General features: G+C 72.3%; 20 protein-coding genes. 14 read left to right on the top strand and 6 right to left on the bottom strand.

Features of this window, described 5'->3' with window-relative positions; translation table 11 throughout:
* Window positions 1-902: 902 nt before the first annotated feature.
* From JL106_RS22205 to rplI, 7 genes are all read left to right on the top strand, one after another.
* Window positions 903-2,699 (top strand): glycosyltransferase 87 family protein, encoded by a 1,797-nt coding sequence (locus JL106_RS22205; RefSeq protein WP_205261876.1) that lies wholly within the window; start codon window positions 903-905, stop codon window positions 2,697-2,699.
* Window positions 2,700-2,801: 102 nt separating this feature from the next.
* Window positions 2,802-3,743 carry a helix-turn-helix domain-containing protein gene (locus JL106_RS21730; protein ID WP_205261875.1) on the top strand — a complete coding sequence of 314 codons (942 nt, stop codon included), beginning with the start codon at window positions 2,802-2,804 and terminating at the stop codon, window positions 3,741-3,743.
* Window positions 3,740-4,186: a VOC family protein gene (locus JL106_RS16655; RefSeq protein ID WP_205261874.1), complete on the top strand. Its 447-nt coding sequence runs from the start codon at window positions 3,740-3,742 to the stop codon at window positions 4,184-4,186. Before JL106_RS21730 ends, JL106_RS16655 begins: the two co-directional genes overlap by 4 nt.
* A 266-nt stretch (window positions 4,187-4,452) precedes the next feature.
* Window positions 4,453-4,761: a 30S ribosomal protein S6 gene (gene rpsF / locus JL106_RS16650; RefSeq protein WP_328842549.1), complete on the top strand. Its 309-nt coding sequence runs from the start codon at window positions 4,453-4,455 to the stop codon at window positions 4,759-4,761.
* 13 nt (window positions 4,762-4,774) lie between these two features.
* Window positions 4,775-5,293: a single-stranded DNA-binding protein gene (locus tag JL106_RS16645; RefSeq protein ID WP_205261872.1), complete on the top strand. Its 519-nt coding sequence runs from the start codon at window positions 4,775-4,777 to the stop codon at window positions 5,291-5,293.
* A 194-nt stretch (window positions 5,294-5,487) separates the two neighbouring features.
* Complete coding sequence (gene rpsR, locus JL106_RS16640) at window positions 5,488-5,724, top strand: 30S ribosomal protein S18 (RefSeq protein WP_205261871.1); 237 nt, start codon at window positions 5,488-5,490, stop codon at window positions 5,722-5,724.
* A gap of 31 nt (window positions 5,725-5,755) precedes the next feature.
* Window positions 5,756-6,208, top strand: a complete 453-nt coding sequence (rplI, locus tag JL106_RS16635; protein WP_205261870.1) for a 50S ribosomal protein L9 — start codon at window positions 5,756-5,758, stop codon at window positions 6,206-6,208.
* A gap of 114 nt (window positions 6,209-6,322) precedes the next feature.
* Here rplI and xylB read toward each other — a convergent pair whose 3' ends face one another.
* On the bottom strand, window positions 6,323-7,717 hold the full coding sequence (xylB, locus tag JL106_RS16630) for a xylulokinase (RefSeq protein ID WP_205261869.1): 1,395 nt from the start codon (window positions 7,715-7,717) through the stop codon (window positions 6,323-6,325).
* Window positions 7,718-8,747: 1,030 nt separating this feature from the next.
* Between xylB and dnaB the strand changes: the two genes are divergently transcribed.
* From dnaB to JL106_RS16615, 3 genes are all read left to right on the top strand, one after another.
* Complete coding sequence (gene dnaB / locus JL106_RS16625; RefSeq protein WP_205261868.1) at window positions 8,748-10,139, top strand: replicative DNA helicase; 1,392 nt, start codon at window positions 8,748-8,750, stop codon at window positions 10,137-10,139.
* A gap of 127 nt (window positions 10,140-10,266) precedes the next feature.
* Complete coding sequence (galE, locus tag JL106_RS16620) at window positions 10,267-11,226, top strand: UDP-glucose 4-epimerase GalE (protein WP_205261867.1); 960 nt, start codon at window positions 10,267-10,269, stop codon at window positions 11,224-11,226.
* A 177-nt stretch (window positions 11,227-11,403) separates the two neighbouring features.
* Window positions 11,404-11,742: an NHLP leader peptide family RiPP precursor gene (locus JL106_RS16615; protein WP_205261866.1), complete on the top strand. Its 339-nt coding sequence runs from the start codon at window positions 11,404-11,406 to the stop codon at window positions 11,740-11,742.
* Between the two features lie 115 nt (window positions 11,743-11,857).
* Here the strand turns inward: JL106_RS16615 and JL106_RS16610 are convergent, their stop codons facing one another.
* Entirely contained in the window at window positions 11,858-12,049 is a 192-nt protein-coding gene (locus JL106_RS16610) for a hypothetical protein (protein WP_205261865.1), read from the bottom strand.
* Between the two features lie 83 nt (window positions 12,050-12,132).
* Between JL106_RS16610 and JL106_RS16605 the strand changes: the two genes are divergently transcribed.
* Window positions 12,133-12,783 carry an SIMPL domain-containing protein gene (locus JL106_RS16605; protein WP_205261864.1) on the top strand — a complete coding sequence of 217 codons (651 nt, stop codon included), beginning with the start codon at window positions 12,133-12,135 and terminating at the stop codon, window positions 12,781-12,783.
* Complete coding sequence (locus JL106_RS22200; protein ID WP_328842548.1) at window positions 12,780-13,442, top strand: NUDIX hydrolase N-terminal domain-containing protein; 663 nt, start codon at window positions 12,780-12,782, stop codon at window positions 13,440-13,442. The genes JL106_RS16605 and JL106_RS22200 overlap by 4 nt, the downstream gene beginning before the upstream one ends.
* A 38-nt stretch (window positions 13,443-13,480) precedes the next feature.
* Here JL106_RS22200 and JL106_RS16595 read toward each other — a convergent pair whose 3' ends face one another.
* Window positions 13,481-14,017, bottom strand: a complete 537-nt coding sequence (locus JL106_RS16595) for a MarR family winged helix-turn-helix transcriptional regulator (protein ID WP_205261863.1) — start codon at window positions 14,015-14,017, stop codon at window positions 13,481-13,483.
* On the bottom strand, window positions 14,014-15,696 hold the full coding sequence (locus JL106_RS16590; RefSeq protein WP_268928255.1) for an MDR family MFS transporter: 1,683 nt from the start codon (window positions 15,694-15,696) through the stop codon (window positions 14,014-14,016). The genes JL106_RS16595 and JL106_RS16590 overlap by 4 nt, the downstream gene beginning before the upstream one ends.
* Window positions 15,697-16,217: 521 nt before the next feature.
* On the opposite strand from JL106_RS16590, the gene JL106_RS16585 reads away from it, so the two are divergent.
* Complete coding sequence (locus JL106_RS16585) at window positions 16,218-17,585, top strand: uracil-xanthine permease family protein (protein ID WP_205261861.1); 1,368 nt, start codon at window positions 16,218-16,220, stop codon at window positions 17,583-17,585.
* A gap of 20 nt (window positions 17,586-17,605) precedes the next feature.
* On the opposite strand, the gene JL106_RS16580 is transcribed toward JL106_RS16585, so the two are convergent.
* Together JL106_RS16580 and JL106_RS16575 are read right to left on the bottom strand one after the other, a co-directional pair.
* The gene (locus JL106_RS16580; RefSeq protein ID WP_205261860.1) at window positions 17,606-17,926 is read right to left on the bottom strand and encodes an aquaporin; all 321 of its coding nucleotides are present in this window, start codon (window positions 17,924-17,926) and stop codon (window positions 17,606-17,608) included.
* Window positions 17,927-18,244: 318 nt separating this feature from the next.
* Window positions 18,245-18,847: a TetR/AcrR family transcriptional regulator gene (locus tag JL106_RS16575; RefSeq protein WP_205261859.1), complete on the bottom strand. Its 603-nt coding sequence runs from the start codon at window positions 18,845-18,847 to the stop codon at window positions 18,245-18,247.
* Between the two features lie 116 nt (window positions 18,848-18,963).
* On the opposite strand from JL106_RS16575, the gene JL106_RS16570 reads away from it, so the two are divergent.
* The gene (locus JL106_RS16570) at window positions 18,964-20,445 is read left to right on the top strand and encodes an MFS transporter (protein WP_205261858.1); all 1,482 of its coding nucleotides are present in this window, start codon (window positions 18,964-18,966) and stop codon (window positions 20,443-20,445) included.
* Window positions 20,446-20,486: the final 41 nt, after the last annotated feature.

The raw sequence follows: 20,486 nt of genomic DNA, 5'->3' as shown, positions 1-20,486 counted from the left end.
TTGACCGGTCCCGACCTGACGCCGCTGCGGAGCCCCCCACAGCGTGGATCAGGCGGCGGTCAGAGAGGGTGACACGGCGTGACGCAGTGCTGCCGCGAGTGGGCTCCCGGTGATCGGCCGAGGCGTGACCGGGGTGGTCAGCAACCCCCCGACCGACTGGTCGGTCGTATCACCGTCGGGGCGGTCCCCGATCGCGCGGAGGTGACCAGGACCGATCGAGGACGGCACTCGGGTGACGGGCCGGAGATCGTTCCGTGAAGGTGGCCGGCGCGTTGCGCGCAATGACGTCCGAGCGATGCGCCGCATTCTTTGAACATTCGCCTGGCGAACGAACTCAATGCGAGCGCCGATTCCTGCGATGTATTGGTTGCATTCCTGTTCCCGGTGGTCCCGCGGCCGGACGGGGCTGGATCCGCGAGTGCCCACCCGGGCGACGCGGGCGACGGGGGTCCGAGCGCGGCCGGGTCGCACCGAGCCGCCGACGTCGCCTGCACGGTCGAGCACGAACGGTCACGTCTCGGGTGGCCCGGGGCGAGCACACGGCGACGAGGACAAGTGGCGCGGTCGTGCCCTGATCCAGGGACAGTCGGCGCGTTCTTCACGCTCATCGGTTGTTGCCGGCTCCGCCGACCCGGGGCGGTGACGCGCCCGGACGGGCGGGCAAAGACGGTGGCCAGCACCCGGCCACGCCGATCACGTCCTGATCACATGAATTTCTGACCGACCCAGGGCAGTTGTCGACGATTTGTGGTGCGGCGCACGATTCACCGCCCGTCGGTCGGGTGCGGCCGGTCGGTTCGCCTCGGGCGAAGCGGTCGGTCGGGACGGACCGTCAGCTGCCGGTCGGAGACCGACCATCGGCGCACCGCGGTCGGAGACCCGCGGTGCGTACCATCCCCACGGTGACCGGACCGGCGCCCGACCACGAGCCACCCACCCGGCGACGGGACGCCCCGGCCGGTGCTCCGCATCGGCCGGACGCCGCGTCCGCGCCGGACGGCGAGCCCCGGGCGGTGTTCGCCCACAGTGGGACCGGGTCCTCCACCACGCCGGTGTCCACGGCGCCCGGCGACCGGGCCGACCCGGACGCCGCGGCCACGGACCCCTCATCCGTGCCGCCTCGGCTGCCGGACTGGGCGTCGCTGTCGCCGGCTCGCCGGGTCATCCCGTCCTGGACGGACCCCACCGTCCGGCGGGCCAGCGACGCGATCGGCGGTCCGCTCGGTCGGCACGCCGTCGTCGGTCGCAACCGGTTCCTGACGCCGCTGCGGGTCTGCCTGCTGCTGGCCGTGCTGGCGCTCATCGCCGGGTGGCTGGCGAAGTCGCCCTGCATCCAGCAGGGACCGGACGGTGCGGGCGGGTTCGTCCTGGACCAGGGCGGTCAGCGGCCGTGGATCACCGGTTGCTACAACGACGTGGTCCCGCTCTTCGGGTCGCACCAGCTCGACGTCGGCTCCCTGCCGTACGCCACGTCGTGGATCGACAACGGCCAGGTCCGGTACATGGAGTACCCGGTCGTCACCGGCTACTGGATGTGGCTGATGGCCCAGCTGAGCCACGGCTACCAGGCCGTGGTGGAGTCGTCCGGGTTCCTGCCCGTGCCGCTCGACGTCGCCGCCTACTTCACCATCGGCGCCGTTGCGCTCGGCCTCCTCTACCTGTGGGCCGTGGCCAGCACCGCCCGGATCGCCCGTCGCCGCATCTGGGACACGGCCATCATGTGCGCGTCCCCGCTGCTGGTGGTGCACGCGTTCACCAACTGGGACCTGCTGGCGATCGCGCTGACCGCCGCCGCGATGCTGGCCTGGTCCCGGGACCGCGCGGTGCTGGCCGGGGTGCTGATCGGTCTGGGCACCGCAGCCAAGCTCTATCCGGTGCTGCTGCTCGGACCGCTGCTGGTGCTCTGTCTGCGCAGCGGGCACCTGCCGCGCTGGGCGCGGGCGGCGGGAGCCGCGGCCGTCGTCTGGCTGGCGGTGAACCTGCCGGTGATGCTGCTCCACCCGCAGGGCTGGTACGAGTTCATCCGGCTCAACTCGCAGCGACCGGCCGAGTACGACTCCTGGTACTTCATCTTCCAGTCGCTGTCCGGGTCGACCGTCTTCAACGCCGCACCGGGGGAGTCCTCGCCGGGACTGCTGAACGCGCTGTCGCTGGGCCTGTTCCTGGTCGCCTGCGCGGCGATCGGCTGGCTGGCGCTGTCCGCCCGGCGGCGGCCGCGGTTCGCCCAGCTGGCCTTCCTGGTGGTGGCCGCGTTCCTGCTCACCAACAAGGTGTGGTCACCGCAGTACTCGCTGTGGCTGCTGCCGCTGGTGGTGCTCGCCCTGCCCCGCTGGCGGCCGGTGCTGCTCTGGCAGCTCAGTGAGGTCGTCGTCTGGTACCTGCTGATGCTGTCGTTCGCCGGAGTGGACGAGAAGGGGCTGCCCATCCATCCGTTCCTGGCCGCCGCGATCGTGCGGGACGTGCTGCTGGTGACGCTCGTCGTGCTGGTGCTGCGGGACATCCTGCGGCCGTCCGGTGACCTGGTCCGGATGGCCGGTGACGACGACCCGTCCGGTGGTGTGCTGGACGGTGCAGCCGACCGCGTCGTGCTCCCCTCCTTGCCCGCGCTCTGGCGGCGCCGCCGGACCGGGAACCTCCCGGGGCCGGGCCCGACCAGCGAGCCGGCCGGCCCGGCCCGGCCGAGCCGCCCGCACCGGTGACCACGGCACCCTGAACCCGGCACCTCCGACCACGGCACCTCCGACCACGGCACCCTGGACCGCGGCCGGGCCGGGCCCGGCCGCGCACGGCACCATGGTCGGGTGCACCCGGCGTCTGTGCTGTCCGAGTCGGTGCCGTGGCCCGTCCATCCGGCGCTGCGGCCGTTCGTCGCCGCCATCACCGGGTACCGGCAGGAGGGCCTGCCGCCCGGGCAGCACCGCGGTCTGCCGTCGCCGTACCTCACGCTGATCCTCACCGTGGACGAGCCGCTGCACCTGGCCGCGCACGCCGATCCCGGGCAGCCGCCCGCCCGGTGGGACGCCATGGTCGGCGGCCTGCACGCCCGCCCGGCCCTCATCCGGCACGAGGGGCGGCAGTGGGGCGCGCAGGTCGCGCTCACGCCGTGGGGGTCTCGGGCGCTGCTCGGGTGTCCGGCCGGCGCGCTCGTGTGCTGGGACGCCGACCTGGCCGACCTGTTCGGTGGCGGAGCGGCCGCACTGGTGGAGGACTTCCGCGCGGCGTCCGGATGGGCGAGCCGGTTGGCCGTGGTGCAGACGGCGCTGCTGGCCCGGCTGGCCGCTGGTGACCACCGCTGGACGGTCCCGGCCGAGCTGCGGGAGGCGTGGCGGTTGATCCACGCGGACGCCGGCCGGGTGCGGATCGACGCGGTCGCCCGGGCGGTGGGATGGTCGCCGCGGCGACTGACCGCACGGATGCGGGCCGAGACCGGATTGCCGCCCAAGACGGTCGCCCGGGTGGCCCGGTTCGACCGGGCCCGCCGCCGGCTCGGCGGCCGGGTCGCGGCCGGTCGTGACTGGGACCTGGCCACGCTCGCGGCCGAGTGCGGCTACGCCGACCAGGCGCACCTGACCCGGGAGTGGCGGTCGCTCTCCGGGCTGCCGCCGACGGGCTGGGTGGCCGCGGAGTCGGGCATGCTCGTGGAGACCGGAGCCGCGGCCGAGGCGGACGCCGACGGTCACCGCGCCGATCACCGATTCGTTCAAGACCGGGCCCGTCCGCAGGTGGCACGGTCGGTGTCATGACCGAGAACCGGACCGACCTCCAGACCGACCGGCGGACGGCGACCAGCACGCCCGCCCCACAGGTGTGGCCCGCGCTGCGCGCGCGGAACGCCCGCGGGCTCATCGACTTCCTGACCACGGCCTTCGACTTCCGCGTGGTCACCGTGCACGGTGACGGCGACCGGGTCGAGCACGCCGAACTCGCCGGGCCGGCCGGCGGCGGCGTCATGCTCGGCTCCGTCCGGGACGACCCGGAGGACCGCTGGCCGGTGCCGCCGGGCTCAGGCTCCGTCTACGTCGTGGTCGACGACGTGCCGGCGTTGCACCGGCGGGCGGCGGTGGCCGGGGCGGAGATCCTGGAAGCACCGGTCGAGCGGGACTACGGGTCCACCGAGTTCACCGCCCGGGACCCGGAGGGCAACCTGTGGAGCTTCGGCACCTACCGCGGGGCCGACTGGTCCTGAGCGCCGCCGGCCGCCGGGTGCGGACCGACCGGGGTCCGAGTCGGCGGCTGCGCCGCTGGTAGCATGGTCAGGTTGCCATCCGCCCGGCTCCAGCGTGCCCGGGATCCGTCGTGCGCGTGCGCGTCGTCCCCGAGCCGTCGTGGCCGGGTGGATCGTGTCCGGACCGGCGCCACCGAGGCGCTCCCGGACGCGCTCCCGCGGGTGTGGGCGGGCGACATCCTCCTGCCGTGGATCGACCACGGCCGATGAGACCACAGGAGGCCGATGTGAGCGTTTCCACCGCTCCGCGTTCCTATGAGCTGCTGCTCATCCTCGACCCGAGTCTGGACGAGCGCACGGTCGCTCCGTCCATCGACACCTTCCTCAACGTCATCCGGCAGGGTGGCGGCACCGTCGACACCGTCGACGTCTGGGGTCGTCGCCGGCTGGCGTTCGAGATCAAGAAGAACGCCGAGGGCATCTACGCGGTGATCACCGTCAAGTGTCAGTCGGCGGTCGTCGCCGAGCTGGACCGTCAGCTCAACCTCAACGAGAACGTGCTGCGGACGAAGATCATCCGCCCGGACGCCAAGTAAGGACCCGGACGACATGGCAGGCGACACCGTCATCACGGTGGTCGGCAACCTGACCGCCGACCCCGAGCTGCGTTTCACGGCGTCCGGCGCTGCGGTGGCCAACTTCACCGTCGCGTCGACCCCTCGCACCTTCGACCGCGCCTCCGGTGAGTGGAAGGACGGCGAGGCGCTGTTCCTGCGCTGCAACATCTGGCGCCAGGCCGCCGAGAACGTGGCCGAGTCGCTCACCCGGGGCTCCCGGGTGATCGTCAGCGGGCGACTCAAGCAGCGTTCCTTCGAGACGAAGGAAGGCGAGAAGCGCACCGTCATCGAGTTGGAGGTCGACGAGATCGGCCCGTCGCTGCGGTACGCCACGGCCAAGGTCAACCGGGTCGCCCGGGCTGACGGCGGCAGTGGTGGTGGCGGCTTCGGTGGTGGCGGTGGTGGCGGCTACGGCGGTGGTGGCGGCGGTCGTTCCGCGCCGCCGTCGGACGACCCGTGGGGATCGGCGCCGCCGGCCGGCGGCGGGTACTCCGACGAACCGCCGTTCTGATCGCAGCGTGCTGAGCGCAGCGGTCCAGCCGTCTGCCGTCGTTTCCCCGGTTCTGACCCTCGTCGGGTCGGTCACCGCCGGTCCCGCCTCCGAGCGGGCCGCGCGTCACCGGTCCCGGGCCGAGCCGACCACCTCCGTGCCGGCGCCACGCTCGTGCGCCGCCGGGACACCAGACTCATCGAAGGAAGCCATCCATGCCCAAGCCTCCGGTCCGCAAGCCGAAGAAGAAGGTCTGCGCGTTCTGCAAGGAGAACGCCCAGCCGATCGACTACAAGGACACCACCCTGCTGCGTCGGTTCATCTCCGACCGCGGCAAGATCCGTGCCCGCCGGGTCACCGGCAACTGCACCCAGCACCAGCGCGACATCGCCACGGCCGTCAAGAACGCCCGCGAGGTGGCTCTGCTGCCCTACACCTCCACCGCTCGCTGAGCGCGCTCAGGGAACCGAAGGAGATCGCACCATGAAGCTCATCCTCACCACCGACGTGCCCGGCCTGGGTGCCCCCGGCGAGGTCGTCGAGGTCAAGGACGGCTACGGCCGGAACTTCCTGCTGCCGCGCGGCCTGGCCATCCCGGCCACCAAGGGCGCCGAGAAGCAGATCGCCACGATCAAGCGGGCCCAGCTGGCTCGGGAGATCCGCGGCGTCGAGCACGCCAACGAGGTGAAGCAGGCGCTGGAGAAGACCGGCGAGGTCGTCATCACCGCCCGCACCACCGGCGACGGCAGCAAGCTGTTCGGGTCCATCACCACCGCCGACGTGGCTGCCGCCATCAAGGCCGCGGGCGGTCCCGTCCTGGACAAGCGGATCATCGAGACCGACGGCCACATCAAGACTGTGGGCAAGCACCCGGTGACCGTCAAGCTGCACCCGGGTGTCTCGGCCACCGTCACCCTGCGGGTCGCCGCCGAATGATCTGAGTGTGATCCGGGTGTGACCCGACACCGCGCGCACCAGGCCCCGTCGATCCCTGCGATCGACGGGGCCTGCTGCGCTTCCGGGCCGGAACCGGTGGTGACTCGGAGGGTGTCAGCGCGGCAGCCAGCGACCGGCCGCGTCCCGGAACCGGTCGGCCAGCCCTGGTGTCTCGTCGCCCTCGTGGCGTTGGGGGGCGGCGGCCGCGGGCCAGGCCGGCGGTTCGGTCCCCCCGTGCAGGGCCCAGGCGGCTTGGCGGGCGGCGCCGTCGGCGACGTACTCGCCGGGGGCGGGAACCAGGACGGGCACGCCGAAGACGGTGGGTGCGATCCGGCGGACGGCCTGGGAGCGGGCGGCGCCGCCGATGAGGCGGACGGCGTCGACGGTGGCGCCGGCGGTGCGCAGCGCGTCGATGCCGACCCGTTGGCCGCTGAGCATGCCTTCCACGGCGGCGCGGGCCAGGTGCTCGGGTCGGGCGGTGGCCAGGGTGAGGCCGTGCACGGCGCCGGTCGCCTCGGGCAGGTTCGGGGTCCGTTCCCCTTCCAGGTAGGGCACCAGCACCAGGCCGTCGGCGCCGGGTGGGGCGGCCAGCGCCAGCCGGCTCAGTTCGCTGTGGTCGACCCGCAGCAGCCGGGCGGCCGCGTCCAGCACCCGGGCCGCGTTCAGGGTGACCACCAGCGGCAGGAACGCGCCGGTGGCGTCGGCGAACCCGGCGATGGTGCCGGACGGGTCGGCCGGCTGCACCCTGGTGCGCGCCGAGACCACCCCGGAGGTGCCGAGCGAGACGACCACGTCGTCCCCGGCGTCCAGACCCAGCGCCGCGGCGGCGTTGTCGCCGGCCCCGGCGGCCAGCAGGAACCCGGGGCCCTGGATCGCGCCGGCCGGGTCCAGCACCCGGGGCAGCACCACGTCGTCCCGGCCGAACGCGTGGGCCAGCAGGTCCCGGCGGTACTGCCCGGTGCGAGCGTCGAAGTACCCGGTGCCGGAGGCATCGGATCGGTCGGTGACCAGGTCGGCCAGGTCGGTCGACCCGGTCAGCCGCCAGGTCAACCAGTCGTGCGGCAGGCACACTGCGGCCGTCCGCCGCGCCGACTCGGGTTCGTGCTCGGCCAGCCAGCGCAGCTTGCTCACCGTGATCGAGGCGACCGGGACCGTGCCGGTGCCGTCTGCCCACGCGGCGGCGCCCAGTTCGTCCACCAGGGCCGCGGCCGCGTCCGCCGAGCGGGTGTCGTTCCACAGCAGCGCGGGCCGGACCACGGCCCCGTCGGCGTCCAGGCAGACCAGGCCGTGCTGCTGCCCGCCCACCGACACCGCCGCGACGTCGGCCAGCCCACCGGCTGCGGCCACCGCCTGCCCCAGCGCGTCCTCCCAGGCCCGCGGATCGACCTCGGTGCCCTCCGGATGCCCGGCCCGGCCGTCCCGCACCAGCACCCCGGACTCCGCGTCCCGCACCACCACCTTGCACGACTGGGTCGACGAATCGATCCCCGCGACCAGACGGCCGCTCATCGGCGGTCCGGACGGAGGCTGCGGCAGCAGATGGTCATGACAGGTTCCTACCCGGGGTCCACCGACCGCGGCAACCGGCGCCGCGCCGGTGATCCGAGCTCCTGGCGGGTCGGTGGTCCGCACGACGTCGAACGGGAATCAACGAAGACGCACCGAAGGCGACGTGGGCCCGGTCGGGCGGTCGGGCGTGCTGCGGCTCGGGTGTTCGTCGACGTGTGCTCCGGGACGTCCACCGCCGTCGCGATGCGGACGCACGTGGCCGGACACGAGGCGGCTCGTCGGATCGCGGATCGATCGTCACGCTGAGTGAACGACACACCGCGACGACCACTGTCCCTCGATCGAGTGGCACACCGCCCGAGGGGTGACCGCGCTCGCTCCGCGCTGCGGACCAGCCGATCGTGGCCGCGATCACGCCCGGATCTCGGCCCGATCACAGGCCGAGCGGTTGATCACGGTTCCGACACGCCGGTCGCGGCGCGCCGAGTGGTGGCCATTGATCCGTTGTCCACAGAGGCTGTGACGCCTGCGAGCCGTTGACCTGCGGTGATGGGACGAGGGCTCGGACATTTCCCCAAAGCTGTCCACACGGTGTGGGTGGTGGACCTGCGGTGATGCGGAGCTTGTGCACATCCGGTCCTCCTGGTGTGCACAGTCCCGATTGTCCCTCGACCCGTCGTGGCTCTACCGTTCCGACGCTGCCACGGGGGTCATCCGGTCGGGGTGCTCGTCGCCGCGGTGGCGGTCGGTCCGGCGGGTGCCCGGTGACGGTCCAGCAGACGGTCCGTCACCTGCCCCAGCGGTCCGAATGCCGGTCTGTCGGGGGTGCGCGGTAGACAGATCCGGACAGCGGTCGATCGTCGTCCGCGCCGGATCGGGACGGGTCCGGCGCTCGCCGGCACAGCGGTGCCGGGGCACGACGCGGGATCCGCGATGTGCGACGTTGGTGGTTCGTGAGTGGTCGGGGCGGTGCCGACCGGACGCCCGTCGGGGACGTCCGCGGCGCGGGCAGGAGAGGGTGGGACACGAGATGGCGGTGGTCGATGACCGCTGGCAGGGGCGACCGGCACGGACGGACGCACCGGTCCCTCTGGATCGGCAGCCGCCGCAGGATCTGCCGGCCGAGCAGTCGGTGCTCGGCGGCATGCTGCTGTCCAAGGACGCCATCGCCGACGTCGTCGAGGTGCTGCGGTCACCGGACTTCTACAAGCCGGCCCACTCGCTCGTCTTCGACGCGATCATGGACCTGTACTCGCGGGGCGAGCCGGCCGACACCGTGACGGTGGCCGCCGAGCTGGACCGCCGCGGCACGCTGACCCGGATCGGCGGCGCCGTCTACCTGCACACGCTGATGGCCTCGGTGCCGACCGCCGCCAACGCCGGCTACTACGCGCAGATCGTCGCCGAGAAGGCCATCCTGCGGCGGCTGGTCGAGGCCGGCACCCGGATCGTGCAGATGGGCTACGGCGGCAACGAGGGCGAGGTCGGCGGCGGTGAGGTCGACGAGATCGTCGACCGGGCCCAGGCTGAGCTGTACGAGGTCACCGAGCGGCGCACCAGCGAGGACTACGTCGTCCTCGAGGAGCTGCTGCAGCCGACGATGGACGAGATCGACGCCATCGCCGCGGCCGGTGGTCAGGCGGCCGGTGTGCCGACGGGCTTCGCCGACTTCGACCGGCTGACCAACGGCCTGCACCCGGGCCAGATGATCATCGTGGCTGCGCGGCCGGGTGTCGGGAAGTCGACCCTGGCCCTGGACTGGGCGCGCAGCGCCGCGGTGAAGCACCGGATGGCCACCGTGATCTTCTCGCTGGAGATGAGCAAGACCGAGATCACCATGCGACTGCTCTCGGCCGAGGCCGGGATCAAGCTGGGGCACATGCGCGCCGGCACCATGGGCGAGCAGGACTGGCAGAAGATCGTCCGCCGGATGAGCGAGATCTCCGACGCGCCACTGTTCATCGACGACAGCCCGAACATGACGATGATGGAGATCCGGGCCAAGGCGCGGCGCCTGAAGCAGCGGCACGACCTCAAGCTGATCGTGCTCGACTACCTGCAGCTGATGACCTCGGGCAAGAAGGTCGAGTCCCGGCAGCAGGAGGTCTCCGAGTTCTCGCGTCAGATGAAGCTGCTGGCCAAGGAGCTCGAGGTGCCGGTCATCGCGATCTCGCAGCTGAACCGTGGTCCGGAGCAGCGCACCGACAAGCGCCCGATGCTGTCCGACCTGCGTGAGTCAGGCTCGCTCGAGCAGGACGCCGACATGGTCATCCTGGTGCACCGTCCGGACGCCTGGGAGGCGGACGATCCGCGGGCCGGCGAGGCGGACCTCATCCTGGCCAAGCACCGCAACGGCCCGACCGCCACGGTGGCCGTGGCCCACCAGTTGCACTACTCGCGGTTCGCCGACCTGGCCAGCTGACCCGGCCCGCCCACCCCGGCAGGCTCGGGGTTGCTGCGGTCTTCCTCACCGTCGACGGGACGGGCGCCGCAGGCTGCGTCCACTACCGTCGACGCGGGTTCCGGGGCCGGTGAGAGGAGACGCGCTCGTGAAGACGTTGGTGGTGGGTGGGGCCGGGTACATCGGCTCCGTCGTGGTGCGGGTGTTGCTCGAGGAGGGGCACGAGGTCGTCGTGCTGGACGACTGCTCGACCGGTCACGCCGACTCGGTGCCCGACGGGGTCGAGCTGGTCGTCGACGACATCAGCGCGGCCGGCCGGGTGCTGGCCGGGGCCGGGTTCGACGCGGTGCTGCACTTCGCGGCGAAGTCGCTGGTCGGCGAGTCGGTGGCGCACCCGTCGATGTACTGGCGGACCAACGTGGTCGGCAGCCGGGCGCTGCTGGATGCGATCACCGAGCACGGGGTCCCGCGGCTGGTCTTCTCGTCCACGGCCGCCACCTACGGCGAGCCGGACACCGTGCCGATCACCGAGGACGTCGCGCCGCGGCCGACGAACACCTACGGCGCCACCAAGCTGGCCGTCGACATGATGATCACCAACGAGTGCACGGCGACCGACCTGGCCGCGGTGTCGTTGCGGTACTTCAACGTGGCCGGCGCGGCCTACGGGGTGGGCGAGCGGCACACCACCGAGACCCACCTCATCCCGATCGCCCTCGACGCAGTGCTGGGCAAGCGGGACAAGCTCACCGTGTACGGCGACGACTGGCCGACCCCGGACGGCACGCCGATCCGCGACTACGTGCACGTGGCTGATCTGGCCAAGGCGCACGTGCTCGCGCTGGACGCCGCGCACCCGGGCGAGCACCTGATCTGCAACCTGGGCAACGGCAACGGGTTCAGCGTCAAGGAGGTCATCGCCACCATCGAGGAGGTGACCGGTCTGACCCTGCCGCACGCGATCGGGCCGCGCCGGCTCGGCGACCCGACCCAGTTGGTGGCCTCGGCCGACCGCGCCCGGCAGCGCCTGGGCTGGCAACCGCAGTACGACCTGCACCGCATGGTCAGCGACGCGTGGGAGTTCCACCAGAGCCGCCCGGATCACTGACCACCGTTCCCGGGACACGATGGCCGACCGGATCGTCGTCGTCCGGCCGGACTGAGGGGCCAACCGGCCAGATCCATCACGGGCAGTGACTCGTGATCAACTCTCGGTTACAGTCCGAGCGGCTCGCGTGACCACGGCACGCCCGCCCCAGACCCACCCGAGGATCGGAGTCGTGCCATGGACATGAACGAGCTGCTGACCCGTTCGGCCACCGACCCGGAGTTCCGGGCGGCGTTGATCGCCGACCCGCGGGCCGCGCTGAGCGCCGAGGGCGTCGTGGTGCCGGCCGAGGTCGGCATCACCGTGGTCGAGTCCGTGCCGGGCGAGATGGTGCTCGCCCTGCCGCCGGCCGTGTCCGACGACGAGGAGCTGAGCGAGGACGCCCTGGCCGGCGCCGCGGCCGGGACCGGGTTCGTCGGTGTGCTGACCCAGTACTTCATGCCGCAGCTGCCCATGGGACCCGGGCCGGTGCTGTCCACCGGGACGATCAACTCGGCCCTGCGCAGCCAGGGCTGACCCACACCGCCGCGGGACCGGTCGGGGGTCCGCGGCGGCGCACCGGGGGTCGCCCGAGCCGGTCCGCCGTGCCGTCCTGACGGTGCCACGGCCGGCCCACACCGAGCGCCGGGGGTCAGATCTCGTCGCGCCGAGGACGACGCTGCTGGCGCAGCAGCCAGGCCGTGTTGGTCCCCGCGATGAGCATGGCGGCCGCCGTGAACCACACGCCGATACCGGCGTCGGTCAGCAGACCGGTCAGCACCGAGCCCACGAGGATCACCGCAGCGACGACGATGAGCGCGATCATGACGCCGGGGCGGTCCATGAGCGCCGACCGTCGGGCGCGAAGACCTCGACCGACGAGGGCGAGGGCGCCCGAAGCGGTGCCGTCGCGGGCACACTGTCCGGGTGATCGAACCGAGTGATGTCGACGCAGGGTCGTCGGTGACCGTGAGCGGCACGGGCAGTGCGGCCACCCCGGTGGACCGGGCGACCGTCAGGTTGAACGTCGACGTCCTGCGGCCGGATCCCGGCGAGGCCTTCCGGGACGCGGCGACCACCAGCGCCAGGGTGCTGGCGTTGGTGGCCGGGCAGGGGGTGGAGGCGCGGCACGTCCGGACCCAGGACATCTCGCTCGGACCCAGGTCGGACTACCACGCGGGTCAGGAGCGGCTGCTCGGATACGCCGCGACGCAACGGCTGTCGGTGGAGCTGCCCCGTCTTGACGGCATCGAGCAGCTGCTGTCGGACCTGGCCGCGGACAGCGACGGCGGACTGCGGATCGACGGGGTGACGTTCTCGGCCACGGACCTGGTGGACGCGTCGGTCGTGGCCCGCGAGCGGGCGTTCGACGATGCCCGCACCAAGGCGGAGCACTACGCGGCGCTCAGTGGCCGCCAGCTCGGCCGGGTGCTCCGGCTCGAGGAGGGCGCCGCGCCGGTCGTCCCCATGCTGCGGGAGTCCGTCGCGCTCGCCGCGTCGGCTGGACCACCGATGCCCGTGGCCGCCGGCGACGCCGACGTCACGGTCGGCATCATCGTCGTGTGGGAACTGCGGTGACCGTCACCTCCGAGCACGAGCCGATCGATCCCGCCGCCCAGATCCACCGCGCCGCGGTGACGCTCGCCGCGCTGGCGCAGAGCGGGCTGTCCTACGGTCCCGGCGAGTTCGACGCCGACCGCTACCGCAAGGTCGCGGCGATCGCCGCCGACCTGCTCGCGGCGACCAGCGTGGACGTCCCGGCCGCCGACTGGCTGGCCGATCTCGGGCGGGACCAGGGCCACGCCACCCCCAAGGTCGACGTGCGCGGCGCGCTGGTCGACGACCGTGACCGCGTCCTGCTCATGCGGGAACGCTCCGACGGCCGGTGGTCGCTGCCCGGCGGCTGGGCCGACCCGGGGGACACCCCGACCGACGCGGTGATCCGCGAGATCCGCGAGGAGACCGGGTACCCGGCCGAGGTGGTCAAGCTGGTCGGCGTCTGGGACCGCGACACCCGCGGTCACCGCCCGCGGCTGCCGACCAGCATCTACAAGCTGTTCTTCCTGTGCCGGCCGACCGGATCGGCGACCGCGCCGGACGTGCTGGAGACCCTGGACATCGGCTGGTTCAGCCTCGACGAGTTGCCCGAACTGTCACCGGGTCGGATCAACCGCTGGGAGCTGGAGCGGATGGTCGCGCACGCCCGGGACCCGCAGCTGCCGACCGAGTACGACTGACCGTCGGCGCTGGTCGCGCCGGCGGTCAGGGTCGGACGTCAGGCGCTCTGGTGGCCGGACCGGCACCGGTTGAACCGGCCGAGCAACGTGGCCAGGGCATCGAGGTCCGTGTCGGACCAGTCGGCGAGCCGCTCGCGGTAGTCGTCGCGGACCCGCTGGCCGAGCAGCTCCAGGCGGTGGCAGGCCGCCTCGGTGGGGGACAGATCGGTGGCCCGCGCGTCGTCCGGGTCGGTGCGGGCCTGCACGAACCCCAGCCGCTTGAGCACCGCGACCTGACGGCTGACCACGCTCTTGTCCAGGTCGGTGAGGTGGGCGAGCGTCGAGGCCTGCACCGGGGCGTGCTGCAGGATCGTGCGGAGCAGGATCCAGCCGGTCGCGTTCAGCTCCGGGTGGACGAAGTGGGCGTCCTGCGCGGAGCGGTGCTTGGTGGCGACGTACAGCTCGGACAGCTCGGCGGCCACCCGCCCGATGGCGTCGTCCGGGTCGGGCACCAGGTGCCGGTCGCCGGCGCCCGGCCCGGCGGGATCGGTGCGATCCGCTGCCGGGGCCGGGCCGCCCACCGTGGTGCTGGTCATGACCGGCGGTGCCGCCCACCATCGGTCGCGCCGACGGTCTCGGCCTGCTCGCCGTGCCGGCCGGCGGCCTCCCCGTCGTGCACGGTCGGTACGGCCGCACCTTCGTCCGCCGCGGTCTCGACCAGGCGCTCGGCGAACCGCTCACCGGCCCCTTCGGGCTGGCCCTTCTCCTGCATCTGCTCGACGGCGGTCTTGGTGCCCAGCGGCCGGTTCGGCAGGAAGACCACGCACAGGATCGTGATGATCGCCAGTGGCACGGCGTACAGGAAGATGTCGCCGGTGCCGTGCCCGTAGGCGGACTCGACCAGCAGCCGCAGCGGCTCCGGCAACGTGCTCAGGTGCGGGATGCTGCCGCCGGCCAGCGCTCCGGCCGCCTGCTGCGAGGCCGGGTCGAGGGCCGGGATGCCCTCCTTGGTGTAGTTGGCCACGGCGGTGCCGAGCACCGCGCCCAGTGCCGACACACCGATGGTGCCGCCGAGGGTCCGGAAGAACGCGACCCCGGCGCTGGCCGCGCCGAGCTGCCGCACGTCCACCGAGTTCTGCACGATGAGCACCAGGTTCTGCATGACCATGCCGACGCCGGCGCCCAGCACCAGCATGTAGATCGAGACGAGCACGAAGCTGGTGTCGTACCGGATGGTGCCCATCAGCGTCAGGCCGACCGCGACCATGAACGACCCGGTCACCAGCCAGCTCTTCCACTTGCCGGTGCGGCTGATGAACTGCCCGGCGATGGTGGACGCGATGAGGACGCCACCGATCATCGGGATGGTCAGCAGGCCGGACTCGGTCGGGGTCTTGCCCCTGGCCAGCTGCATGTACTGGCTCAGGAAGACCGAGGTGCCGAACATCGCGACACCGACGGCCAGGCTGGCCACGACGGCCAGCGTGAACGTGCGGTCCTTGAACAGGGTGAGCGGGAGCACCGGCTCCTCGGCCCGCAGCTCGACGACCACGGCCAGCACCAGCACCACGATGCCGCCACCGACCATGGCCACGGTCTCCCACGACCACCAGTCGAAGTTGTTGCCGGCCAGGGTGACCCAGATCAGGATCGAGGAGACGCCGACCGCGATGAGGGCGGCGCCGAGGTAGTCGATGGTGACCTTGCGGCGCTTGGTCGGCAGGTGCAGCGTCTTCTGCAGCAGCACCAGCGCGATGACGGCGAACGGCACGGCGACGTAGAAGTTCCAGCGCCAGCCGATGCCGTCGGTGATGACCCCACCGAGCAGCGGGCCGCCGACGGTGGCCACGGCCATGACGGCGCCCATGAAGCCCATGTACTTGCCGCGCTCACGTGGGCTGATGATGTCGGCCATCACGACCTGTACGAGAGCGGTGAGACCGCCGGCGCCCAGGCCCTGGACGACGCGGAACACGATGAGCATCCCGGAGTCCTGGGACAGACCGGCCAGCGCCGAACCGATCACGAACAGCACCAGGGACAACTGGACGAGCAACTTGCGGTTGAACAGGTCCGCGAGCTTGCCCCAGATCGGGGTGGACACGGCCATCGCCAGCATCGTCGAGGTGACGACCCAGGTGTACGCGGCCTGCGTGCCACCGAGGTCGCCGATGATCCGCGGCAACGACGAGGACACGACCGTGCTGGACAACAGCGCGACGAACATGCCCATCAGCAGGCCGGACAGCGCCTCGAGGGTCTGCCGGCGCGACATGGGTGCCGCGGCGGTGTCGGACAGCTGCCGGTCGGACGGTGCTGATGTCCGGGAGGCATGGGCGTCGTCAGGCCGCGAGTGCCGGGGCAGGGAGGTGGTCACGAACGCACTCCAGGGGAACGAGAAGGGGAGCGGCGTCCGTCCGCGGCGACGATCGGTCGGGGCGAGGCGGGCGCGAGCGAGCTCGAACGGCGGTTGACGAGCTCAAGTGGTTGCTTCGCGCAACTATAGACCCGCTTGCTTGCAGCACGCAACCAGTTGGTGCGTCGGATCGGGGCCCAGTCGATTTCCGGGTCCGTGACCTGCAGGTTCGGTGGTGGCGGTCGGAATCCACGGTGACCGGACGGCTCCGCGCCGGACCGTGGGGCGGTCTCCACCACTCACGCCCCACCCGCCCCCAAGGCCGGCGCGGCATGACGCCCCGCGTCGCAACACGACCGACGCACGCACCGCCTAGGTTGCTGCAGGCGCAGGCAGGCCCGGAACCACCGGGGTCCGGCGACGAGGAAGTGAGCTGAGCCATGGCCATCTGGGGATGGAAGGTCGTCGGGTCCGGAGGGTCCCTGCCGCCGGGCGCGGTGGTGCGGCCGGAGGAACGGCTGCCCTGGCCGAAGACCATCGGCATCGGCGCCCAGCACGTGGTGGCCATGTTCGGTGCGACGTTCGTCTTCCCGCTGCTGATGGGGCTGGACGCGAACCTGGCCATCATGCTGTCCGGCGTCTGCACCATCCTGTTCCTGCTGGTGGTGAACGGGAAGATCCCGTCCTACCTGGGCAGCTCGGCGTCGTTCGTGGGCGTGGCCGCGGCGATCACCGCGGGCGGGGGCACCACCGCGAGCATCACCGGCGCCATCCTGGTCGCCGGCGTGGTGCTGGCCCTGGTCGGCGTGCTGGTGCACTTCGCGGGCGGCGCGGTCATCCGGCGGGTGCTGCCGCCGGTCGTCTCCGGCGCGGTCGTCATGCTCATCGGCTTCAACCTGGCCCCGGTGGTCGGCGGCACGTACTGGCCGCAGGACCCCGGCGTCGCCATCGTGACCATGCTGTTCACCCTCATCGCCACGGTGGCGTTCCGCGGGTTCTTCTCCCGCATCGCCGTGTTCCTGGCCCTGGTCTTCGGGTACGTGCTGTCCTGGGTGCTGGACCGGATCTCCGGCCAGATCGTCTTCCCGGACGGCGCCGGCAACACCGAGCCGCACTTCCGGGTCAACCTGGACGCGGTCGGCGACGCCGCCTGGTTCGGTCTGCCGGACTTCCATGCGCCGGAGTTCCACCTGTCGTTCATCCTGCTGGCCCTGCCGGGCGTCATCGCCCTCATCGCCGAGAACACCGGGCACGTCCGCGCGGTGGCCGAGATGACCGGCGACGACCTCGATCCGTACATGGGCCGCGCGTTGCTCGGTGACGGCCTGGGCACCACGCTGGCCTCGGCCGTCGGCGGCGCCCCGACCACCACGTACGCGGAGAACATCGGCGTCATGGCCGCCACCCGGGTGTACTCGACGGCGGCCTACTGGGTGGCCGCGGTGGTGGCCATCCTGCTCGGCCTGGTTCCCAAGTTCGGCGCGGTGGTGAACGCGACGCCGGGCGGGGTGCTCGGCGGGATCACCGTGGTGCTCTACGGGATGATCGGTCTGCTCGGCGCCAAGATCTGGATCGAGAACCGCGTCGACTTCGGCAACCCGGTCAACCTGGTGCCGATCGCGGCCGGGGTGATCATCGGCATCGGCGACGTGCAGTGGCGGATCGGCGACGACTTCGTGCTGGGCGGCATCGCCCTCGGCTCGATCGTGGCCATCGTCGGCTGGCACCTGGCCCGGGTGCTGGCGCCCCGGGAGATGCGGGACGGGCTGGTGCTCGACCGGGACATGGCCCCGCGGAAACGGGACTGAACCGGGTCCGGCCGCCGGGCTCAGTTCGATCCGGGCCCGGCCGGCCGGGCCGCGCCGTCCGATCCGTCCCGACCGGCCGCCGCGATGGACGACCCGACGCCGAGCGCGCCGGCCACGCCGACGTTCTGGGCCCCGGCCGCGGTCCCCAGGATGACGCTGACCAACCCGAAGGTCAGCACCGCCTCCATCAGGAACGCGGTCCAGTCGGAGACGTCCGCGGCCGGGTGGTTGGCGCCGTTCGACGCCGACACGTCGATCACCGCCTGCAGGAACAGCGCCGTCAGTGTGGCTCCGGCCAGCTGGGCCACCACGTACCCCGGGCACCCGCCACGGGAAGTCACGGCGCAGCGCGAAGGCCACGCTGACCGCCGGATTCAGGTGGGCGCCGGACACCTCCGAGAACAACCGTCGCCACCCCTGGTGCGGGTCGTCGAAGTCCTCCGCCATCCGGACGAACTGCGCCTCCCACGCCGCCGAGGCCCCCAGGGGACGGTCAGGTGCTCGACCGGCATGACCGGCGTCCGCTGCTGAGTCATCGATCTCCCCTCCGATCCCCGCGGCGTCGCCGCCGGGATCAGCGGATGGTGGTCGCGCGTGGCGGGTTCCGCCTCGCCACCGCGGGGTGAGATGCGGCGGTCCGTGGGCTGGTGGCGACGGCGTCAGGGCGCGAGCAGGGTCCGCAACAGCGGACCGAGGGTGGCGACCAGCTCGTCGGCCGAGGCCGAGCTGATCGGCTGCACGCCGATCGCGGTCCGCAGCATGACCAGGCCCAGCACGGAGCCGAGCGCCACCTGGGCGCGCAGCAGCAGCGGCGCCGTGGCGGGATCGTCTGGCTGCCAGCCGGCCACGCGGGCGAACTGCTCGGTGTGGTGCTCGAGCATGCGGCGGCGGATGGCGTCGGCGCGTTCGTCGCCGGACGAGCGCAGCAGCAACAGCAGTTGCAGCGGATCGTCGGCGTTCGGCAGGTCGGCCAGGTGACCGACCACCCGGGTGACGACGCGGTCGAGGTCGCCCGGGGCGGTGCGGCCCTGCGGGTCGAGCTGGTCGACCGATCGGCGCAGGCAGGCCTCGAACAGGCCCTCCTTGGACCCGAAGTAGCGGTTGATCAGCGCCACGTTCACGCCCGCGTCGGCGGCGATGGTGCGGACGGTCGCGCCCCGGTATCCCTCGGTCGCGAACCGCCGACGGGCGGCCCGCACCAACGCGGACCGGGTCCCGGCCGCGTCACGGCCGGCCGCGCGCGGCGGCTCCGGGTCACCCACGCGTGCCTCCTCGTCGGTGCGATCTCGGCCACGCCTCGGCCGATTTCGTTGATTTCTGCAACCAACTATCGGATCGTGACTCAAGTCAGCAGTTGTTTACTTGGACGAGGAGTCCCGTGTCCACCATCTCGACCCCGGCGTCGGCGGCCGTCCCGACGACCTCCGGACCGCGCTCCCGCAGCACGGCGATCATCCTGTACCTCTCGCTCGGCGGGCTGTCCTTCGCGGTGCTGCAGTCCCTGGTCGCGCCGGCGCTCGGCACCATCGGCGCCGACCTCGGCGTCTCGGCCGGCAGCGCCAGCTGGGTGCTCACCGCCTACCTGCTGTCCGCCTCGGTGCTCACCCCGATCCTGGGCCGGCTCGGCGACATGGTCGGCAAACGCAAGATCATGATCGTGGTGCTGTCCCTGCTGCTGGCCGGGGCGATCCTGGCCGCACTGGCCCCGAACCTCGGGGTGCTGATCATCGGCCGGGTCCTGCAGGGCGCCGCCGGTGCGGTGCTGCCGCTGTCCATCGGCATCGTCCGGGACGAGCTGCCGCGCGAGCGGGTCAGCGTCACCATCGGCCTGCTGTCCGCCATCTTCGGGATCGGCGCGGGTGTCGGCATCGTGGCCGCCGGCCCGATCGTGGAGGGCCTGTCCTGGCACTGGCTGTTCTGGCTGCCGGCCGTCCTGGTGCTGATCGCCCTGCTCGGCACCATCTTCGGCATGCCGGAGTCGCCGGTCCGCACCCCCGGCCGGCTCGACCTGCTCGGCACGGCCGTGCTGTCCGTCGGCCTGGTGGCGCTGCTGCTCGCGGTGAGCGAGGGCGCGAACTGGGGTTGGGGCAGCGGGAGGACGATCGGCCTGCTCGTCGCCGGCGTCGTGCTGCTCGTCGCCTTCGTATTCGTGGAGCTGCGGGTCGCCGAACCGCTCATCGACATCCGGCTGTTCCGCAACTCCGGCGTGTGGACCGCGCACCTGGTCGCGCTCACCTTCGGCTTCGCCATGTTCGGGACGTTCATCCTCATCCCGACCCTGCTGCAGCTGCCCTCGGTGCTCGGCTACGGGTTCGGCAAGTCGGTCAGCCAGTCCGGACTGTTCCTGCTGCCCACGGTCGTCGCCATGGTCATCGCCGGCGTCATCGCCGGCGCGCTGATCCGCAAGGTCGGCCCGAAGATCCCGATGATCGTCGGGGCGGTCGCGGTCACCGTCGCCTTCGCCGTCCCGGCCATCGGTCACGGGCAGATCTGGCAGATCGTGGTCTCCGGCATCCTCACCGGCATCGCCATCGGCATGGCCCTGGCGGCCACGTCCAACGCCATCGTGGAGAGCGTGCCCGCGGCCCAGACCGGCGAGGCGATCAGCGCGAACACCGTGGTGCGGACCGTGGGCAGCAGCATCGGCACCGCCGTCATCGCCGCACTGATCTCGTCCGACATCACTCCGCAGGGCGCGCCGTCGGACGCCTCGTTCAGCCTCGGTTTCTGGGCCTGCGCCGTCGTCGGTGCGCTGGCCCTGCTCGCCGCGCTGGCCGCGCCGTCGGCGCGCAAGCGCCGGCAGCACGCCGCGGAGACCCACGTCGACGACTTCGACGAGGTCGGGCACGCCGGTCGCTGACCACTCGGTCCGACGGGCAGGGGGTCCGCCTGCCGGTCCGT

The sequence above is a fragment of the Nakamurella leprariae genome (assembly GCF_016918035.1).
Taxonomy (GTDB): domain Bacteria; phylum Actinomycetota; class Actinomycetes; order Mycobacteriales; family Nakamurellaceae; genus Nakamurella; species Nakamurella leprariae.
The sequence above is the reverse complement of the archived record's forward strand: the minus strand, read 5'-3'. Positions and strand labels throughout refer to the sequence as shown.

What these genes read in the sequence shown, in the direction of transcription:
- JL106_RS16615 (WP_205261866.1), top strand. Translation starts at nt 11,404, where the DNA reads ATGGACATGAACGAGCTGCTGACCCGTTCGGCCACCGACCCGGAGTTC.
- JL106_RS16610 (WP_205261865.1), bottom strand. Translation starts at nt 12,049, where the DNA reads ATGGACCGCCCCGGCGTCATGATCGCGCTCATCGTCGTCGCTGCGGTG.
- JL106_RS16590 (WP_268928255.1), bottom strand. Translation starts at nt 15,696, where the DNA reads ATGTCGCGCCGGCAGACCCTCGAGGCGCTGTCCGGCCTGCTGATGGGC.
- xylB (WP_205261869.1), bottom strand. Translation starts at nt 7,717, where the DNA reads ATGAGCGGCCGTCTGGTCGCGGGGATCGATTCGTCGACCCAGTCGTGC.
- rplI (WP_205261870.1), top strand. Translation starts at nt 5,756, where the DNA reads ATGAAGCTCATCCTCACCACCGACGTGCCCGGCCTGGGTGCCCCCGGC.
- JL106_RS16655 (WP_205261874.1), top strand. Translation starts at nt 3,740, where the DNA reads ATGACCGAGAACCGGACCGACCTCCAGACCGACCGGCGGACGGCGACC.
- rpsR (WP_205261871.1), top strand. Translation starts at nt 5,488, where the DNA reads ATGCCCAAGCCTCCGGTCCGCAAGCCGAAGAAGAAGGTCTGCGCGTTC.
- JL106_RS16645 (WP_205261872.1), top strand. Translation starts at nt 4,775, where the DNA reads ATGGCAGGCGACACCGTCATCACGGTGGTCGGCAACCTGACCGCCGAC.
- JL106_RS16595 (WP_205261863.1), bottom strand. Translation starts at nt 14,017, where the DNA reads ATGACCAGCACCACGGTGGGCGGCCCGGCCCCGGCAGCGGATCGCACC.
- JL106_RS16585 (WP_205261861.1), top strand. Translation starts at nt 16,218, where the DNA reads ATGGCCATCTGGGGATGGAAGGTCGTCGGGTCCGGAGGGTCCCTGCCG.
- dnaB (WP_205261868.1), top strand. Translation starts at nt 8,748, where the DNA reads ATGGCGGTGGTCGATGACCGCTGGCAGGGGCGACCGGCACGGACGGAC.